The organism is Bradyrhizobium sp. 62B (assembly GCF_030272265.2).
Taxonomy (GTDB): domain Bacteria; phylum Pseudomonadota; class Alphaproteobacteria; order Rhizobiales; family Xanthobacteraceae; genus Bradyrhizobium.
This window is the reverse complement of sequence record NZ_CP092841.2, coordinates 4,075,639-4,092,190: the sequence shown is the minus strand read 5'-3', so window position 1 is coordinate 4,092,190 and position 16,552 is coordinate 4,075,639. Positions and strand designations below refer to the sequence as shown.

At 65.7% G+C, this 16,552-nt stretch carries 18 protein-coding genes; 9 read left to right on the top strand and 9 right to left on the bottom strand.

Annotated elements, in window-relative coordinates; translation table 11 throughout:
- Positions 1 to 40 precede the first annotated feature (40 nt).
- From ML401_RS19340 to ML401_RS19330, 3 genes are read left to right on the top strand one after another with little or no spacing between them, the layout of a single operon-like run.
- Positions 41 to 1,354, top strand: coding sequence for a 2-hydroxycarboxylate transporter family protein (locus ML401_RS19340; protein ID WP_285812706.1), 1,314 nt, complete (start codon positions 41 to 43; stop codon positions 1,352 to 1,354).
- A gap of 56 nt (positions 1,355 to 1,410) precedes the next feature.
- Complete coding sequence (locus tag ML401_RS19335) at positions 1,411 to 2,376, top strand: tripartite tricarboxylate transporter substrate-binding protein (RefSeq protein WP_285806591.1); 966 nt, start codon at positions 1,411 to 1,413, stop codon at positions 2,374 to 2,376.
- Positions 2,377 to 2,392: 16 nt separating this feature from the next.
- Positions 2,393 to 3,649: a lipase family protein gene (locus ML401_RS19330; RefSeq protein ID WP_285806590.1), complete on the top strand. Its 1,257-nt coding sequence runs from the start codon at positions 2,393 to 2,395 to the stop codon at positions 3,647 to 3,649.
- Positions 3,650 to 3,729: 80 nt separating this feature from the next.
- Here the strand turns inward: ML401_RS19330 and ML401_RS19325 are convergent, their stop codons facing one another.
- From ML401_RS19325 to ML401_RS19310, 4 genes are all read right to left on the bottom strand, one after another.
- Positions 3,730 to 5,595, bottom strand: a complete 1,866-nt coding sequence (locus ML401_RS19325) for an ABC-F family ATP-binding cassette domain-containing protein (protein WP_285806589.1) — start codon at positions 5,593 to 5,595, stop codon at positions 3,730 to 3,732.
- Positions 5,596 to 5,657: 62 nt separating this feature from the next.
- A complete protein-coding gene (locus ML401_RS19320) occupies positions 5,658 to 5,831 on the bottom strand; it encodes a hypothetical protein (protein ID WP_194402438.1) in 174 nt (57 codons plus the stop codon).
- 226 nt (positions 5,832 to 6,057) lie between these two features.
- On the bottom strand, positions 6,058 to 6,312 hold the full coding sequence (locus ML401_RS19315; RefSeq protein WP_135165369.1) for a sulfur globule protein precursor: 255 nt from the start codon (positions 6,310 to 6,312) through the stop codon (positions 6,058 to 6,060).
- A gap of 141 nt (positions 6,313 to 6,453) precedes the next feature.
- Positions 6,454 to 6,624, bottom strand: a complete 171-nt coding sequence (locus ML401_RS19310; RefSeq protein WP_211417349.1) for a hypothetical protein — start codon at positions 6,622 to 6,624, stop codon at positions 6,454 to 6,456.
- Between ML401_RS19310 and ndk the strand changes: the two genes are divergently transcribed.
- Entirely contained in the window at positions 6,617 to 7,039 is a 423-nt protein-coding gene (ndk, locus tag ML401_RS19305; RefSeq protein WP_194402436.1) for a nucleoside-diphosphate kinase, read from the top strand. The two genes, ML401_RS19310 and ndk, sit on opposite strands and share 8 nt — an antisense overlap.
- Before the next feature lie 44 nt (positions 7,040 to 7,083).
- Entirely contained in the window at positions 7,084 to 7,944 is an 861-nt protein-coding gene (locus tag ML401_RS19300; protein WP_194402435.1) for a TerC family protein, read from the top strand.
- Between the two features lie 5 nt (positions 7,945 to 7,949).
- Here ML401_RS19300 and ML401_RS19295 read toward each other — a convergent pair whose 3' ends face one another.
- From ML401_RS19295 to ML401_RS19285, 3 genes are read right to left on the bottom strand one after another with little or no spacing between them, the layout of a single operon-like run.
- Positions 7,950 to 8,261, bottom strand: coding sequence for a DUF3240 family protein (locus tag ML401_RS19295; RefSeq protein WP_285806588.1), 312 nt, complete (start codon positions 8,259 to 8,261; stop codon positions 7,950 to 7,952).
- Positions 8,258 to 11,332, bottom strand: coding sequence for an efflux RND transporter permease subunit (locus ML401_RS19290; protein ID WP_285806587.1), 3,075 nt, complete (start codon positions 11,330 to 11,332; stop codon positions 8,258 to 8,260). Before ML401_RS19290 ends, ML401_RS19295 begins: the two co-directional genes overlap by 4 nt.
- Entirely contained in the window at positions 11,333 to 12,409 is a 1,077-nt protein-coding gene (locus ML401_RS19285) for an efflux RND transporter periplasmic adaptor subunit (RefSeq protein WP_376717284.1), read from the bottom strand.
- Positions 12,410 to 12,799: 390 nt separating this feature from the next.
- On the opposite strand from ML401_RS19285, the gene ML401_RS19280 reads away from it, so the two are divergent.
- Positions 12,800 to 13,150 (top strand): hypothetical protein, encoded by a 351-nt coding sequence (locus ML401_RS19280; RefSeq protein WP_211417344.1) that lies wholly within the window; start codon positions 12,800 to 12,802, stop codon positions 13,148 to 13,150.
- 41 nt (positions 13,151 to 13,191) lie between these two features.
- On the opposite strand, the gene ML401_RS19275 is transcribed toward ML401_RS19280, so the two are convergent.
- Both ML401_RS19275 and ML401_RS19270 read right to left on the bottom strand, forming a co-directional pair.
- Positions 13,192 to 13,755: a cytochrome b/b6 domain-containing protein gene (locus ML401_RS19275; protein WP_285806585.1), complete on the bottom strand. Its 564-nt coding sequence runs from the start codon at positions 13,753 to 13,755 to the stop codon at positions 13,192 to 13,194.
- 10 nt (positions 13,756 to 13,765) lie between these two features.
- The gene (locus tag ML401_RS19270) at positions 13,766 to 14,044 is read right to left on the bottom strand and encodes a PepSY domain-containing protein (protein WP_211417342.1); all 279 of its coding nucleotides are present in this window, start codon (positions 14,042 to 14,044) and stop codon (positions 13,766 to 13,768) included.
- A 199-nt stretch (positions 14,045 to 14,243) separates the two neighbouring features.
- On the opposite strand from ML401_RS19270, the gene ML401_RS19265 reads away from it, so the two are divergent.
- Genes ML401_RS19265 through ML401_RS19255 form a run of 3 tightly spaced genes read left to right on the top strand, consistent with a single transcriptional unit; the run spans position 14,244 to position 16,551 of the window.
- On the top strand, positions 14,244 to 14,504 hold the full coding sequence (locus ML401_RS19265) for a PepSY domain-containing protein (protein WP_249156928.1): 261 nt from the start codon (positions 14,244 to 14,246) through the stop codon (positions 14,502 to 14,504).
- The gene (locus ML401_RS19260; protein ID WP_259211177.1) at positions 14,504 to 15,169 is read left to right on the top strand and encodes a response regulator transcription factor; all 666 of its coding nucleotides are present in this window, start codon (positions 14,504 to 14,506) and stop codon (positions 15,167 to 15,169) included. The genes ML401_RS19265 and ML401_RS19260 overlap by 1 nt, the downstream gene beginning before the upstream one ends.
- On the top strand, positions 15,166 to 16,551 hold the full coding sequence (locus ML401_RS19255; RefSeq protein WP_285806584.1) for a sensor histidine kinase: 1,386 nt from the start codon (positions 15,166 to 15,168) through the stop codon (positions 16,549 to 16,551). The genes ML401_RS19260 and ML401_RS19255 overlap by 4 nt, the downstream gene beginning before the upstream one ends.
- Position 16,552: the final 1 nt, after the last annotated feature.

Below are 16,552 nucleotides of genomic sequence, written 5' to 3'. Positions count from 1 at the left end.
CCACGAAGAACGATAAACAGCGGAGGGACCCTTGGTAGACATGACTTATCGCGCGGCTGAAGCGCCGGAGACCGCTTCTGCGACGAAGCTTGCCGGCCTCAAGATCGGCCCCTTGCCGCTCGGCATCTACCTCGCGGCCGCGCTCGTCTGTGCCGCCGCCGTCTATTCCGGCAAGCTGCCGAACGACGTGATCGGCGGCCTTCTGGTCCTGACGCTGCTCGGCTTCCTCCTGGGCAAGCTCGGACAGACGATTCCCAGTCTGAACAAGATCGGCGGCACGGCGATCCTCTGCCTGTTCGTGCCCTCGGCCCTGGTGAGCTACGGCCTGATGCCGGAGGTTGCGCTGAAGGCGATCGCGACGACGTTCCGCACCGCCAATTTTCAATATTTCTTCATCGCCTGCCTCGTCGCGGGCTCGATCCTTGGCATGCCCTACCGGGTCCTGGTCCAGGGCTTCATCCGCATGTTCGTTCCGCTCCTTGTCGGCACGATCGCGGCCGTCTCCGCGGGCATCGCGGTCGGACTTCTGTTCGGCCACAGCCCGAAGGACACGTTCTTCTTCGTCATCATTCCCATTGTCGGCGGCGGCCTTGCCGAGGGCGTGCTGCCGCTGTCGATTGCCTATTCGGAAATGCTGCACCGGCCGCAGGCCGAGCTGGTGGCGCAGATGGTGCCGGCGGCGCTGCTCGGCAACGTCGTCGCCATCGTCAGCGCCGGCCTGCTCGCGCGGCTCGGCGAGACGCGCCGCGAGCTCAACGGCAACGGCATGCTGGTGAAGACCGGAGACGGCGACATTCTCGGCGAGGTGCAGCCTGACCGGCCGATCGATCTTGGGCTGCTCGGCGCCGGCATGGTGCTGTCATGCGGCCTGTTCGTGCTGGGCATGGTCCTGGCGCCGTTCACCGGCATCCCGGGTCCCATCATGATGATCATCGCCGCAGTGGCGTTGAAGCTGACGAGGTTACTCCCAGCCGAGATGGAGCTCGGCGCCTATCAGATCAACAAGTTCATGTCGACCAACCTGACGTTTGCGATCCTGGTGGCGATGGGGACCTTGCTGGTCTCATGGCAGCAACTCGTTGCCTCGTTCAATCCGGGCTACATCATGATCTGCACGACCACGGTGCTGGCGATGATCGCGTCGGGCTTCTTCGTCGGCAAATGGCTAAACATGTATCCGGTCGAGGCGGCGATCGTGACCGCGTGCCATTCCGGTCTCGGCGGAACCGGCGACGTCGCCATTCTCGGCGCGGCGGATCGCATGGGCCTGATGGCCTTCGCACAGATTGCGACCCGTGTCGGCGGCGCAATCATGATCGTGATCGCAACCCTCCTGATGAAGTCGCTTTCCTGATGGCCGTGCGGCCAGGAATCCGCTTTGATGGCGCCAATAACAATCTGGAGGAAATTATGCGGTTCATTGCCCTCGTGTCGGCTCTGCTCTTGCCGCTTGGCGCGGCCTTCGCCCAGGACTATCCGACGAGGCCGATCACCATGCTGGTGCCGTTCGCCGCCGGCGGGCCTACCGACACCATCGCCCGCCTGACGGCCGCGGGCATGGCGAAGTCGCTGGGCCAGCAGGTCATCGTCGAGAACGCGACCGGCGCCGGCGGCATCATCGGCTCGACCCGCGCCGCGCGCGCTCAGCCCGACGGCTATACGCTGCTGATGCATCACGTCGGCATCTCGACTGCAGCGACGCTCTATCGCAACCTCACCTACGACACCAAGACGGCCTTTGCGCCGATCGGGCTCGTGACCAACGCGCCGATGACCATCATCGCGCGTCCGGATTTCCCGGCCGACACGCTCAAGGACCTGGTCGCCTACGCCCAGCAGCAGGGCGACAAGCTGACCTATGCCAATGCCGGGCTCGGTGCGGCGTCGCATCTGTGCGGCATGCTGTTCATGACGGCGATCCAGAAGCAGCTCACCACGGTGCCGTACAAGGGCAACGGCCCGATCATGAACGATCTGCTCGGCAGGCAGATCGATCTCACCTGCGATCAGGCGACGAACACCACCGGGCCGATCTCGGCCAAGCAGGTCAAAGCCTATGCGGTGACGACCAAGGAGCGGTTGAAGAGTTTGCCCGACCTGCCGACAGCAGACGAGGCAGGCCTCAAGGGCTTTGAACTCGGCGTCTGGCACGGCCTCTATGCGCCGAAGGGCACGCCGCCGGCGATCATTCAGAAGCTGACGGCGGCGCTCCAGGCCGCACTCCAGGATCCCGCGATGATCGCCCGGCTCAACGACATCAACACCGAGCCTGCCCCGAAAGACAAGGCGACGCCGGAGGCGCTCGGCGCGATGCTGGTGAGTGAAATCGACCGCTGGGCGCCGATCATCAAGGCCGCCGGGCAATATGCAGACTGAGGCCGGAGGAGCGACATTGAAATCAGCGATCGCGTTCGTCATCGTTGCAGCGCTCGGAATCTCGCAGGCGGATGCGGGAAGCGCCACATTGCCCGTCGGCCCGCAATGGGGCGATCAGGATCTGTCGCCCTTCTATCGCTGGACGGAGGCACTTCCGTCCGGCCCCGGCGTGATGCTCCGGGAGGAGGCGCTGCCGGCGCAGCCGGAGATCACGAAGGCTGCGCTGGCGAGGCGCATTCTCTACAGCTCGACGGACCTGCGCTGGCACGCCGGCATCGTCCCCGTGAGCGGAACGCTTTATCTGCCGGCCGGAGAGCCGCCGGCGGGCGGTTGGCCGCTGGTGGCCTGGGCGCACGGCACGCTGGGCGTCGCGGACAGTTGCGCGCCGTCCTGGACCGGGCACAAGCCGCGCGATGCCACCTATATCGAGCGATGGCTGGAGAGCGGCTTCGCCGTGGTGGCGACGGACTATCAGGGGCTCGGCGGACCCGGACCGCACCCCTATCTCATCTGGGCCGCCGAAGGGCGCTCCGTGCTCGATGCCGTCCGTGCGGCGCGTGCCGCGCATGCCGACAAGCTCGCGCCGAAAGTCTTCATCTCCGGGCAGTCGCAGGGCTCGGGCGCCGCGTTGGGCGCGACGACCGTCGCGCCGAGCTATGCCCCCGACGTGCCGCTGCTCGCCACCGTCGCCACAGGTCTGGTGTCGAGCTTTCCGGATGGCCCGTACAAGCCCGCGGAGCCGTTCAAGATCGGCTCGCCAATCTATCTCACGCTGATGATGCTCGGCGGTTCGCTTCCGGATGGGGCATCCGTCGACAAGCTGGTGACGGAGAAGGGAGGCCTCGTGCTGCACGCCGCGCGCAAGAGCTGCACGGGCGAGATGCGTGCCATTGCGCAGAAAGACGGCGTCACCGCCGACAATGCCTATGTCGAGCCGCTGACCAAGATCGAGGCGAGCTTTCCGCCTCCGACCGACATGAAGCCCGTGCGTCTGCCGGTGCCCGTCTTGCTTGGGACCGGACTTGCCGATTCCGTGCTGCCGCCGCTCCGGCAATATGCGGCCGTTGTCGCCCTGTGTTCGGCCGGCAATGACGCGGTCTGGAAGACCTATCCGGGCATGACCCACAATGGCGGCGTGAATGCCGCCTTCCCGGATGCGCTGGCGTTCTTCAGGGAGGTGCTGGCAGGGCGAAAGCCGGCGAGCAATTGCGCCGGGATCGCCCAACCAGGCGCTCCGACCGAGCCCACAAAAGGCATACCCTTCAATGACTAAGCGAGAGGTGTCTAATTGCCTCTACTGTGCATGGGGTTGTTTTGCAGGTTCTTGATTTGAGGCCCTCGCGGGCGAGGCGGCTACCCTGCCGCCTCGTCGAACTGCGTGCTCGCCTCCAGCCACTGCTCCTCCGCCCGTGCCAGCGCATCGGCGGCGTTGGCGCGTGCCTTTGACAACTGCGCGGCCTGCTTGGGATCGCGCGTGAAGATGTCGGGCAGGGCCAGCGCCGTGTCGATCTTGGTGATGATCTCGCTGACGCGGGCGATCTCGGCTTCAGCTTCCGCGATGCGTTTTTTCAGCGAGCCGCGATTGTCCGACCTTGCGCGCTGCGGCTTCTCGGCTGACGCGCTGCGCTCGCGCGGGGCAGGCTCGCCGTTGCGCGTCGACAGCACCAGGCGGCGGTATTCGTCGAGATCGCCGTCGTAATTGGTCACGGTGCGATCGGCGACGATCCAGAGCCGATCGGCGCAGGCCTCGATCAGATAGCGGTCGTGCGAGACCATGATCACCGCGCCGGGAAATTCGTTGATGGCTTCGGCGAGCGCGCCACGGCTGTCGATGTCGAGATGGTTGGTCGGCTCGTCCAGGATGATCATGTTGGGGCCGAAGAAGGTCGCAAGGCCCAACAGCAGCCGTGCCTTCTCGCCGCCCGACAATTTGCCGGCCTTGGTGTCGGCGGCCTTGCCGGAGAAGCCGATCGCGCCGGCGCGGGCGCGCACCTTGGCCTCCGGCGCCTCGCTTCCCATCAGCTTGCGGACGTGGTCGTAGGTCGAGGCGTCCTCGTTCAGTTCGTCGAGCTGGTGCTGCGCGAAATAGGCGATGGAGAGCTTGTCCGCGCGAGTCACCTTGCCGGAGAATGGCGCAAGGCGTCCGGCCAGCAGTTTGACCAGCGTCGACTTGCCGTTGCCGTTGGCGCCCAGCAGCGCGATGCGGTCGTCATTGTCGATGCGCAAGGTGACGCGATTGAGCACGGGCGCCGTGGGATCGTAGCCGACCGAGGCGTTGTCGACCGCGATGATCGGCGGCGACAGGATTTTCTCGGGAGCGGGAAAGCTGATCTCGCGCACGTCCTCGGTGACCAGCGCCGTGATCGGCTTCAGCCGCTCCAGCATCTTCACGCGAGACTGTGCTTGTCGGGCTTTCGAGGCCTTGGCCTTGAAGCGGTCGACGAAGGCCTGCAGGCGCGCCCGTTCCGCCTCCTGGCGCTTGACGGCCTTGGCATCGAGCAGCTCGCGCGCGGCGCGCTGCTCCTCGAAGGAGGAATAGCTGCCCTTGTAGAGCGTGAGCTTGCCGCGCTCCAGGTGCAGGATCTGGTCGACCGAGCTTTCCAGGAGGTCGCGGTCGTGGCTGATCACGATCACGGTGCGCGGATAATGCGCGAGGTGATCCTCCAGCCACAGCGTTCCCTCGAGATCGAGATAGTTGGTGGGCTCGTCGAGCAGCAACAGGTCGGGCGCCGCGAACAGCGTGGCGGCGAGCGCGACGCGCATGCGCCAGCCGCCGGAGAATTCGGCGCAGGGGCGGAGCTGGTCGGCGGCGGAGAAGCCGAGGCCCGAGAGGATCGCGGCGGCGCGGCTCGGCGCCGAATGCGCGTCGATGTCGACGAGGCGGGTCTGGATCTCGGCGATGCGGTGCGGATCCGTCGCGCTCTCGGCTTCCGTGAGGAGCGCGTCGCGTTCCAGATCGGCCTTGAGCACGACCGAGATCAGGCTTTCGGGCCCGTTCGGGGCTTCCTGGGCGAGGCTGCCGATGCTCCAGCGCGGCGGCAAGATCACCGAGCCGTGCTCGGCCGCGAGCTCGCCGCGGATCACCTTGAACAGCGTCGACTTGCCGGTACCGTTGCGTCCGACCAGACCGACGCGCGATCCCGGCGTGATCTGCACGGAACTCTGGTCAATCAGAAGGCGTCCGGCGAGGCGGATGGAGAGGTCGGTAATGGACAGCATGCGGCCTTGTCACCGCAGCCGGCATCAAACGCAACCCGTTTCTGCAACTGCTTGCCCGCAGCCTAATGGGGGTCGCGTTCGCGCCGTTCCAGCTCGTTGAGGAGCTGCTCAAGATGTGTCGGGAGCCGGGTTTCGGGGCGGAGGCTCTGCTGGAGCCGTTCGCCCACGGCATCGCAAATCGAGCGGGTGGTGCGCCGGTCGATTTGTTCGCTGTCATTGGCAAGAAGGCCAGCCATTACGCAGGTTCCGTGTTCTCAAAGTATCGACACGGTACCAAGTCATTGGCCCCCAAAATGGTTTCGCGATTCCCAGGGATGGCTGCCATTCTCGTCAAAATTGTAGGAATCCCGCCGTATCCGCCCAAAATGCGAAGCCCCGGCGGGGGGATCGCCGGGGCTCCTCTTGGAAGGTACCTGTGGGGGGCGCAGATACCTGTCGGTCTTCAGAAAGGTGCTGTCGGGCTCAGTAGCAGCGGTTGATCAGCCGCCAGCGGGGTCCCCAGGGGGTTGGGACCAGCCGGCGCACATAGCAGCCGCCATAGCCGTAGGAGACGGGGGCATAGAAGCGCGGGCCGCCCCAGCGGTAGCCGCCGTGCCAGCCGCCACCGCCATGCCAGCCCGGTCCGCCGCCATGCCAGTGAGCGGAGGCCGAGGTCGGCGCCAGCGCGGCACCGAGCGCAACCGCAGCGACAGCGGCAAGCGAAAGTTTCCTCAACATGGTGATCTCCTCAGAACTGCCGGCGCGGGGGCAATCCGCGTCGATGGAAAGGCCGCCGAAACGGTCCGCCCTATGGTCAGGCTTCGGTTTCGATGGACCAACCCTACGCCGGCGAGGCTGAACCAAATCCTGACAGAGTCTTCAGATTGGGTTCATCTGGGTGAAATTGTCGTAATCCAGATCGGTCACGGTCCTGCGGCGAAGCGCCTGTGGCGTCATACCGGCGGTCGCTTGCCGGATGGCAAAGGCGCCGATATAAGCCCCGCAACCCGCCAACCACCGGTTTTCTTCCAAGGACAAGATTATGGCCATCGAACGCACTTTCTCGATCATCAAGCCCGACGCGACCGCGCGTAACCTGACCGGCGCCGTCAACGCCGTGATCGAAAAGGCGGGCCTGCGCATCGTCGCGCAGAAGCGCATCCGCATGACCAAGGAGCAGGCCGAGACCTTCTATGCCGTCCACAAGGCGCGGCCGTTCTTCGGCGAGCTCGTCGAGTTCATGACCTCGGGTCCGGTCGTCGTCCAGGTGCTGGAAGGCGAGAATGCCGTCGCCAGGTATCGCGACGCGATGGGCGCGACCGATCCGTCCAAGGCCGCGGAGGGCACCATCCGCAAGCTCTACGCGAAGTCGATCGGCGAGAATTCCGCCCACGGCTCGGATGCCCCGGAGACCGCCGCGATCGAGATCGCGCAGTTCTTCTCGGGCAACGAGATCGTCGGCTGATCGATCAGCCGCCAAGTTAATACGACGGGGCGAAAGGACGTATTGTGAACTGGCTCTGGCAGATCTTCGATCCCGCAACGATCGGGGCATTCTTCACCCAGTTTCGCAACGAGATGGCCGAGCCGACCTTCTGGATTGCGGTCGGCAAGATCATCTGGATCAACATCCTTTTGTCCGGCGACAACGCGCTGGTGATCGCGCTCGCGTGCCGCGGCCTCTCGCCGCGACACCGGCTGTGGGGCATGATCTTCGGTGCCGGCGCAGCGGTGATGCTGCGGATCATCTTCACCGGCATCGTCGCAACGCTGATGGAGCTGCCGTATCTCAAGCTGATCGGCGGCCTTGCCCTGATCGTGATCGCGGCCAAGCTGCTGGTGCCGGAACACGAGGACGAAGACGACGTCGATGCCGCCTCGCATCTGTGGCAGGCCGTGCAGATCGTTGTGGTCGCCGACATCGTCATGTCGCTCGACAACGTCATTGCGGTGGCCGCCGCCGCCAATGGCAGCGTGCCGCTCCTGATCCTCGGCCTTGCCATCAGCGTGCCGCTGATCGTCGCCGGCGCGGCGCTGATCATGGCGCTGCTCGAAAAGCTTCCGGTGCTGGTCTGGGCCGGTGCGGCGCTGCTCGGCTGGATCGCGGGCGAGGTGATCGCGACCGATCCGGGCGTCGCGCCGAAGCTGCACACGCTGTTCGACGGTCCGTTCGGTGCCTCGCTCGACAGCATGCTCGGCGCCTTGCGCATCCCGCCGCAGTTCGGCCATGGCGGGTCCGGCGGCGAATATTTCTGCGCCGCACTCGGCGTCGTCGTCGTGCTGGTGGTCGGCACCATCTGGCGCCGGCGCAAGCTGACTGCCGCCGCCCTGGAATCGTCCGAGCGGCACGCGCGAGCGTCGGCCGAATAGCCGGATCACTCGATCGTGCCGCGTTCCGTCACGGGCGTGGTCCAGTAGACCAGCTTGGTTCCAGCGAACGAAACCCGCACGCGGTCGAGCAGGCGGCTGGCATCTTTCCCCGGCAGCACCACTTGCACGATTGTCTGGTCGGCGCGGCCCTTCACGCGTTCGGCGGCCGTATGCAAACGGACCTCCGTGCCGTGACCCGAGCCTTGTGACGCGGTGAATCCCGAAACCAGGTCGCTCTGTTCAGTGAGAAAGTCGAACATCTCGTCACGGAGCTGGTGAGGCACGATCAGCGTGAGACAGACGGGCTGGTCGATCATTTCGCCACCTTCGACGTCCCGCCATAGCGGCGATACAGGATCGGCAGGAGAATCAGGGTCAGCAGGGTGGAGGACAGCAATCCTCCGATCACGACCACGGCGAGCGGCCGCTGCACTTCGGATCCAGGACCGGAAGCGAACAGCAGCGGGATCAGGCCCAGCGCCGTGATGCTCGCGGTCATCAGCACGGGCCGCAGCCTGCGCAGGGCGCCTTCGACGACGATGCGATCTTCGGGAAGGCCGTGGGCGCGGAGCTGGTTGAAGTAGGAGACCAGGACGACGCCGTTGAGCACGGCGATGCCGAGCAGCGCGATGAATCCGACCGAGGCCGGCACCGACAGATACTCACCCGTCACCACCAGCGCGAAGACGCCGCCGATCAGCGCAAAGGGAATGTTGACCAGCACCAGCAAGGCCTGGCGGATGGCACCGAACGTTGTGAACAGCAGCACGAAGATCAGCCCGACCGCGACGGGCACCACGACGGACAGGCGCGCGGCGGCGCGCTGCTGGTTCTCGAACTGTCCGCCCCAGGTCAACCGGTAGCCGTTCGGAAGCGGGAGGTCGGTCGCCACCTTCTGACGAGCCGCTTCGACGAAGCCGACCATGTCACGGCCGCGGATGTTGGCGCGCACCACGCTCATGCGGGCGCCGTCCTCGCGGTCGATCTTCACCGGGCCGTCGACGCGCTGGATGCGGGCGACCTGTGACAGCGCGACATGCTGTCCGGACGCGAGCGTCAGCGGCAGGCTCGCCAGCAATGTCGGCGCTTCCCTTGTCGTCTCGCTACCCCGGACCAGGATCGGCGTGCGGCGTCCTTCCTCGAGCGCGGTGCCGATCGTCCGGCCCTCGATCTGGGTCCGCAGCGAGTTGACGATGGAATCCACGGTCAGGCCGAGGCGGCCGGCCTCCATGCGATTGACCGCGACCGTGTAATATTGAGCGCCTTCGTTCAGCGTGGTGTAGACGTCCTCGGCACCGTCGATGCTGGAGAGGATCGCCGAAAGCTTTGCCGCGGTTTCGTTCAGCTTCGCGATGTCGGGGCCGAAGATCTTGACCGCGACGTCGCCGCGCACGCCGCTGATCATCTCCTGCACGCGCATGTCGATGGGCTGGGTGAAGCTCAGCGAAATGCCGGGAAATCCGGCCAGAACCTCGCGAAGCTTCTGCAGCAGGGCCTCGCGATTGTCGGTTGTGCGCTCAGTGGCCGGCTTGAGCACCAGGAACGTGTCGGTCTGGTTGGGGCCCATGGGATCGAGGCCGAGCTCGTCCGATCCGGTCCGGGCGACGATCCCGGCGATATCAGGCACGGCCAGCAGCGCGGTCTGCAGCCTTGCATTCATGGCAAGCGACTCGTCGAGGTTGACCGAGGGAAGCGTCTCCACGCTGACGATGACGTCACCTTCGTCCATCGTCGGCATGAACGTCTTGCCGAGCTTGGTGTAGGCGAAGCCCGCCGCGACCAGGGCGATCAGCGCTGCCGCTATCACTTTGCGTTCGTTGCGCAGGGCCCAGTCCAATGCCGGCGCGTAGACCCGTTGGGCCGCCCGCACCAGCAGGGGATCGTGATGCGATGCGGACTTGAGCACGAAAGACGTCGCAACCGGGATCCATGTGAGCGCCAGCAGCAGCGAGGCGGCCAGCGCGAAAATGATGGCCAGCGCGACCGGGATGAACAGCTTGCCTTCCAACCCCTGCAGCGTCAGCAGGGGAACGAACACGATGATGATGATCAGCACGCCGGAGGCGACCGGCTCGAGCACTTCGCACACCGAACGGTAGACCAAATGGATCAGCGGCGCAGACTTGTCCGGCTCCTGCTTGCCGAGATTGCCGACGATGTTCTCGACGACGACGACCAACGCGTCGATCAGCATGCCGATCGCGATCGCAAGGCCGCCGAGGCTCATCAAATTGGCCGACATTCCCACCAGGCGCATGACGATCAACGCCATCACGATGGCGAGCGGCAGGCTGAGCGCGATCACCAGCGAAGCGCGCCAGTTGCCGAGGAAGAGCAGCAGAAGAACGATGACGAGGATTGTGGCCTCGCCGAGGGCCCGCACCACAGTGCCGACGGCGCGGTTGACCAGGCGGCTGCGGTCATAGAACACGTTGATCGACACGCTCTTCGGCAATGAGGGCTGCAGCTCGGCGAGCCGGGCGCGCACGTCGCGGATGAGCTGGCCCGCATTGGCCCCGCGCAGGCCGAGGACCAGGCCCTCGACAGTTTCCCCGCGGCCGTCCGCCGTGACGGCGCCATAGCGCGTCAGCGTCCCGACTTTGACCGTCGCGACGTCGTTGACCAGGATCGGCACGCCGTCGCGGGAGTCGACGATGATGGCCTTGATGTCCTCGATCGAACGGATGCTGCCTTCGATCCGAACCAGCGCGCTGTCTTCACCCTGGTTCACCCGCCCGGCACCGTCATTGCGGCTGTTGGCTTCGATGGCCCGGCGAAACAGGTCGTAGGAAATACCGCGCGCGGCCAGCGCGTCGTTGCGCGGCACGATCTCGAAGGCTCGGACATAGCCGCCGAGCGCGTTGACATCCGCAACGCCCGGCACCGTTCGCAGTGCGGGGCGGATCACCCAATCGAGCAGGGTCCGGCGCTCGGCGAGCGAAAGCTCGGCACTGTCGATCGTGAACATGAACATCTCGCCGAGGGGGCTGGTGATCGGCGCAAGACCGCCGCTCACCCCGTCGGGGAAATCGCGCGCGACGTTCGACAGGCGCTCCGAGACCTGGTTGCGCGCCCAGTAGATGTCGGTGCCGTCCTCGAAATCGACGGTGATGTCGGCCAGCGCATATTTCGTGGTCGAGCGAAGCACCTTCTTGTTCGGCAATCCCAGCAGCTCGAGCTCGACGGGCACGGTGATGCGTTGCTCGACCTCTTCGGGAGTGAGACCCGGCGCCTTCATGATGATCTTCACCTGAACCGGCGAGACATCAGGAAAGGCGTCGATCGGCAGGCCGGGCAGGAGGACAGCGCCGGCGCCGATCACCAGCAACACGCTCAACACGACGAACAGCCGCTGCGACAACGCGAACGCAACCAGGCGCCGGAGCATCTACTGCCCCAGGCCCGAGAGAATGCCGCGAAGCGCCGAGATGCCGCCGATCGCGATCGCGTCCCGGTCCATGATGGGGCCCGACACCACGACGTGGTCCTGGTCTTCCGCAAGCAGCTTCACCGGGACCAGGCGGAAGCCGCCGTCGATGGCGACGAAGACCGAGGTCTGCTCACCCCGCCGGACCAGCCCGCTATACGGAATCTCGAAGGCGCTTTCGCCGGCGGAGAGAAAGCCGATGCGGGCGGCGGTGGTCTGGCCGGGATGCAGCTCGCCGTCGTTGGGGACTTCGGCGCGCACCAGAATGGTCTGGGTGGCAGCGTCGATGGTCTCGGACACCAGCACGACCTTGCCGGGGACGGAATAGCCCTCGATCTCGACTTTCGCCCCGGTGCGGATCGCTCGGATATTGGCGGCAGGAACCGCGATCTCCGCCCATAGCGGCGAGAGCCGCGCCAGCTTGACGAGCGGCGCGGATTGTTCGAGCCGCTGCCCTGGCGACACCGCGACCTCGACCACGGATGCGGTCTGCGGCGCGTTGACCGTGAGCGTGCCGCTGATCGCCGCTTCCTGGGACAAGTGAGAGATGGCTTCGTCGGACATCCCGCTCAGGCGCAGCACCTGGCGCCGCTCGGCGACGACGAGAGCGGCCTGGCGCTCTTCGGCCTGACTGGCCTCCAGCACGCGTTGCGGCACGGCCTTACCCTCGAACAGATCGACGTTGCGCTTGAGCTGCTGGCTGGCGAGGTGCTCCTGCGCGATCGCATGCAAATAGTCGCGTTGCTGGGAGACGAAGCTCGGACTCTCCAGCGTGACCAGCGGCTGGCCGGCCGTGGCGCGGTCACCGCGCCCGACCAGGAGGTTGGCGACCATGCCGGCCACCGGCGCACTGACGACCCACAATTGCTGGGTGGGAATCACGATCTGGACCGGGTAGGGCAGCGTCAGATCGGTGCGGCTCGCGACCGGATGGGTCACGCGGACACCGAGATTGCGCGCCTGCGCATCGCTCAGCTTCAGTTCGTCCTGCGCCATGGATGCCGAAGATGACAAGCTCAATGCAAGAGCAAGCATCATGCGAGCGAGTGCGCGCCCAGGACACGTCAGAGGGAGATTTCCGCGACTGACTCGCATGAGGAAAGCCCTGGATTTACCGGCGAGCGAAGCGCTGCTCGATTGCAGGTTTCGCTTAGCGCACCAGCGGATTGGAGGGTTGATCTGTCTCAAGCGGGCCAACCGCTTGGGAAGACTGCTTGCCGTCCGCGGAAGGCCTCTGTTGATCTTGCTCAAGTCGGTCCCGGCCCGCGGAGCTAGGCTGTGTTTGCATTCTTCGGAGAGGCGGCCGTGAGACCAACAAGATTCGCTTCGATTCCGGCAATCGGCCTTGTCACGCTCGTTGGGCTCTCGCAGCCGGCGCTCTCCCATAGTGGAACGGCCCAAGATCCCTGGAGCTCCGCGCACATCGACATGCTGCCGCCTGAAATCCGGGCCGATGTGCGGAAATGGGATGCCGCGTGCGGCGCCCCGATCGCTGCCGCCCAACGCTTTGCTCTCTATCTGACCGTGCCCGGCGCTCAATTCCTGGCGCTCCACTTCGACGATTTTCGTTGCCGCAACAGAACGGCCTATTGCGGATCCGCAGGATGCCTGCACGAGGTCTATGTCTCGACAAGCGGACGTTACCGGCGCGTGCTTTCCGTGCACGCTTCCGACGTTCGGCTGTCCTCTTCCCACGATCGGGCCGTCCTTGAAGTTGTGGACGGGAGAGGCACGAGCCGAACGCTGTGGTGGAACGGAAGCCGCTTCGTCGGCAGATGAGCGTTGCGCCGCGCGAGTCATTCGCGCCCGGCCCATTTCGCTCACGACGCACGCTTCCTCCCGGTGATCATCGCGGTCACCAGGCTCTCGCGGTGCTCGAAGCTTGCGACCAGCACGCCGAGCACGTGGACGACCACGAGGCCAATCGTGATGTGGGCGAACGTCTCATGGACCTCCTCCACCCATTTGGCTCCCCAGAAGCTGCCGGTCGTCATCATGTAACCGGTGGTGCAGGTGCCGAGCAGCGTGACGATCAGCGCCACCACCATCATGCCGCCGGCCGGATTGTGGCCGAGATAGCGTGGCGCCCTGAGTAGCGCCACGTCGCGCAAATAAGTGAGCACCGCGCGGGGCGAGCGCACGAAGTCGCTGAAGCGCGCATGGTGCGGTCCTACGAAGCCCCACACGATGCGTAGCGCAAGCAGTCCGGCAATGGCGTAGCCGGCGGCGATATGGACCTTTTCGATCTCGTCCCCGGTCGCATAAGCGAGCAGAAACAGCCCGGCCAGCGACCAATGGAACACGCGCACGAAGGGGTCCCAGACCTTGATCGTAGCCGGCGGCATGGCGCCCCCAGCTACGATCGTGTCGTGAATGGCGCTCATGATGCAGCCCTCACAGCTGTCCGACGATCCGGCCGTTGGTCGGATCGATGAACAATTCGACCCGGCTGCCGGACTTGTCGATCGTGTAGAGTTCGCCACAGGCGTTCTTGAGCTTGGCCTTCTGGACCTTGTATCCTTGTGCTTCGATCTTGGCCTGCAATTGCTCGAGCGGAAGCCAATCTGTCTGTGGCGCCGCGGTGCAGGGGCGCCCGAGACTCCCGGCATGAGAGGTTGCGGCGGCTGCGAGCAAGGCGGCGGCGGTGGCAGTGAAGACGGTGATCTTTCGCATGGTTCTCTCCGGCTTGTGGCGCCCGGCCGCGTCATGCGGCGAGGCGATGAGCGGACCTTGGCAGAACAGCCCTGACCGGCGCCTGTTGATACACGTCAGCTATCTGTCAGCTTGATTGGGGCATTCTCTGCCAATGCGATCCTGTGGTTTTGTGGAATTCCTCGCGGTGCCATTGCTGGCAGGCGTTCTGCTCGCGCCGATGCCTGCGGCCGCAGGCGATCACGATAAAGGCGCGCCCGATGCGGTTCGCCGCGCAGTCGAGGCGGGCGAGATCAGGTCACTGGCCGACATTCTCGCGTCGCTTCGCGGCAAGCTGCCGGGCGAAATTGCGGGGGTCGAGATAGAGCGGGCGCGAGGGCGCTGGATCTATGAGTTTCGCCTGATCGACGACAAGGGCCGGCTCTACGAAGCGCACGTGGACGCGCGCAGCGGCGAGATCGAACGCATCAAGGAGAAGTGATGCGCCTACTGCTCGTGGAGGATGACCGACGGATCGCGGCCGACGTGGAGACGGCGCTGCGCGCGGCCGGTTATGTGGTCGAGACGGTCCGCAGCGGCGAGGAAGCCTGGTTCCGCGGAGACACCGAGGATTACGGCGCGATCGTGCTCGATCTAGGCTTGCCCGGCATGGACGGTCTGGCGGTACTCAAGCGCTGGCGCGCAAACGGGCGGTCTATGCCCGTGCTGATCCTGACGGCGCGCGGCAGCTGGGCCGAGCGCGTCGATGGCATCGACGCGGGCGCGGACGATTATCTGCCGAAGCCGTTCCGAATGGAGGAATTGTTGGCGCGGCTGCGTTCGATCGTGCGCCGCTCGGCCGGGCATGCCTCCCCACGGATTATCGCGGGCGACGTCGAGCTCGACGAACGTCAGATGAAGGTAACGCTGCGCGGCGCACCCGTTGCGTTGTCGCCGTTGGAATATCGCCTGATTGCGTTTCTCCTGCACCATCGTGGACGCGTGGTGTCGCAGCAGGAGCTCGATGAAAACGTTTATGGCCACGGTGAGGATCACGAGTCCAACGCGCTCGAGGTGCTGGTCGGCCGCGTTCGCAAGAAGCTGGGTTCCGATCTGATCGAGACCCGGCGCGGCTTCGGCTATCTGGTGCCGGAGACGACGCCGTGAGCTGGGGCTCGCTGCGGCTGCGACTGATCGTTGGCGGACTCCTAGCTATCCTGATCGCGCTGACGATTGCCGGCGCCGGGCTGACCCTGCTGTTCGAACGCCATGTCGCGCGCACCATCGGCGACGACCTCGACGTCTATCTGAAGCAGCTGGTTGCGGGCATCGATGCCGATGCGCAGGGCAGGCTGGTGGTCGGCCGGCCGCCGGCCGACCCGCGTTTTGCCGACCCGCTTTCGGGCTTGTACTGGCAGGTCTCGGACGACGCCGGTCAGGTGCTGCGTTCACGTTCGCTGTGGGACACGGCGTTGGACCTCCCGCGGGACGAGCCGTCGCCTCGCGAATTGCACCGCCACATCATCCCCGGGCCCGCAAACGCACGCCTCTTGGTCAGTGAACGCCGCGTGCTGCTCACCCTGGGCGACCGCCGCGCGCCGGTGCGCGTCGCGGTGGCGGCCGATCTCGCCCGCGTATCGGCTGCCGCCTCGCATTTCGCCAGGGATCTGGCGCTGGCGCTTGGCGTGCTGGGTCTGGTGCTGGTGGCTGCTACCTCGATCCAGGTCGGACTGGGCCTGCGTCCGCTGGACGCGCTTCGTCGCGGCGTCGCCGACGTCCGCTCCGGGCAATGCAAGCATCTCCCCGTCGATGTCCCTGCCGAGGTCAAGCCGCTGGTGGAAGAGGTCAACAGCCTGATTGACGCCCAGGAACGCGAAATCGAGCGGTCGCGCAGCCGCGCCGCCGACTTGGCGCACGGGTTGAAGACGCCGCTTGCCGCACTCGCGACCGATGTCGCGCTGTTGCGCCAGCGCGGTGAGCTGGAGGTCGCGCAGGCGATCGAAGCCGTCGGCGAGACAATGAGCCGTCACGTCGACCGCGAGCTTGCACGTGCGCGGGCGAGGGGGACGGCACGACTGCGCGGCGGGATTTCCACGTCGCTCAGACCGCTCGTCCAGTCCCTGATTCTGACGCTGGCGCGTACGCCTGCAGCGCAGCGGCTCGACTTCGAGATCCGCATGACGGGCGAGCCGAGCGTGCCACTCGATCGCGCAGATCTGGCGGAAGTGCTGGGCAATCTCATGGAAAACGCCGCCCGTCACGCCAGGAGCCGGGTGCGCATTGCTGCGGATGCGGCAAAACCGGCGATCTCGGTCGAAGACGACGGTCCGGGTATCGCGCCTGCCGAACGTGCACGCGTGCTCCAACGCGGAGTAAGGCTGGACGAGCGTGGCGAAGGGGCTGGCCTCGGCCTTTCCATCGTGCAAGACGTGCTCAGCGCCTATGGATGGCAGCTTGTTCTTGCCGAGTCCGAACTTGGCGGACTGAAAGCCATGGTCGCGCCCGAGGAGGGCCGCGATCGGATGACTGCTGCTGGTCCGGCAACCTAGC

Bases quoted from the DNA above. Each gene is read 5' to 3' on its own strand.
- ML401_RS19340 (WP_285812706.1), top strand. From the start codon at position 41: ATGACTTATCGCGCGGCTGAAGCGCCGGAGACCGCTTCTGCGACGAAG.
- ML401_RS19335 (WP_285806591.1), top strand. From the start codon at position 1,411: ATGCGGTTCATTGCCCTCGTGTCGGCTCTGCTCTTGCCGCTTGGCGCG.
- ML401_RS19325 (WP_285806589.1), bottom strand. From the start codon at position 5,595: ATGCTGTCCATTACCGACCTCTCCATCCGCCTCGCCGGACGCCTTCTG.
- ML401_RS19320 (WP_194402438.1), bottom strand. From the start codon at position 5,831: ATGGCTGGCCTTCTTGCCAATGACAGCGAACAAATCGACCGGCGCACC.
- ML401_RS19315 (WP_135165369.1), bottom strand. From the start codon at position 6,312: ATGTTGAGGAAACTTTCGCTTGCCGCTGTCGCTGCGGTTGCGCTCGGT.
- ndk (WP_194402436.1), top strand. From the start codon at position 6,617: ATGGCCATCGAACGCACTTTCTCGATCATCAAGCCCGACGCGACCGCG.
- ML401_RS19310 (WP_211417349.1), bottom strand. From the start codon at position 6,624: ATGGCCATAATCTTGTCCTTGGAAGAAAACCGGTGGTTGGCGGGTTGC.
- ML401_RS19295 (WP_285806588.1), bottom strand. From the start codon at position 8,261: ATGATCGACCAGCCCGTCTGTCTCACGCTGATCGTGCCTCACCAGCTC.
- ML401_RS19290 (WP_285806587.1), bottom strand. From the start codon at position 11,332: ATGCTCCGGCGCCTGGTTGCGTTCGCGTTGTCGCAGCGGCTGTTCGTC.
- ML401_RS19285 (WP_376717284.1), bottom strand. From the start codon at position 12,409: ATGATGCTTGCTCTTGCATTGAGCTTGTCATCTTCGGCATCCATGGCG.
- ML401_RS19280 (WP_211417344.1), top strand. From the start codon at position 12,800: ATGCTGCCGCCTGAAATCCGGGCCGATGTGCGGAAATGGGATGCCGCG.
- ML401_RS19275 (WP_285806585.1), bottom strand. From the start codon at position 13,755: ATGAGCGCCATTCACGACACGATCGTAGCTGGGGGCGCCATGCCGCCG.
- ML401_RS19270 (WP_211417342.1), bottom strand. From the start codon at position 14,044: ATGCGAAAGATCACCGTCTTCACTGCCACCGCCGCCGCCTTGCTCGCA.
- ML401_RS19265 (WP_249156928.1), top strand. From the start codon at position 14,244: ATGCCTGCGGCCGCAGGCGATCACGATAAAGGCGCGCCCGATGCGGTT.
- ML401_RS19260 (WP_259211177.1), top strand. From the start codon at position 14,504: ATGCGCCTACTGCTCGTGGAGGATGACCGACGGATCGCGGCCGACGTG.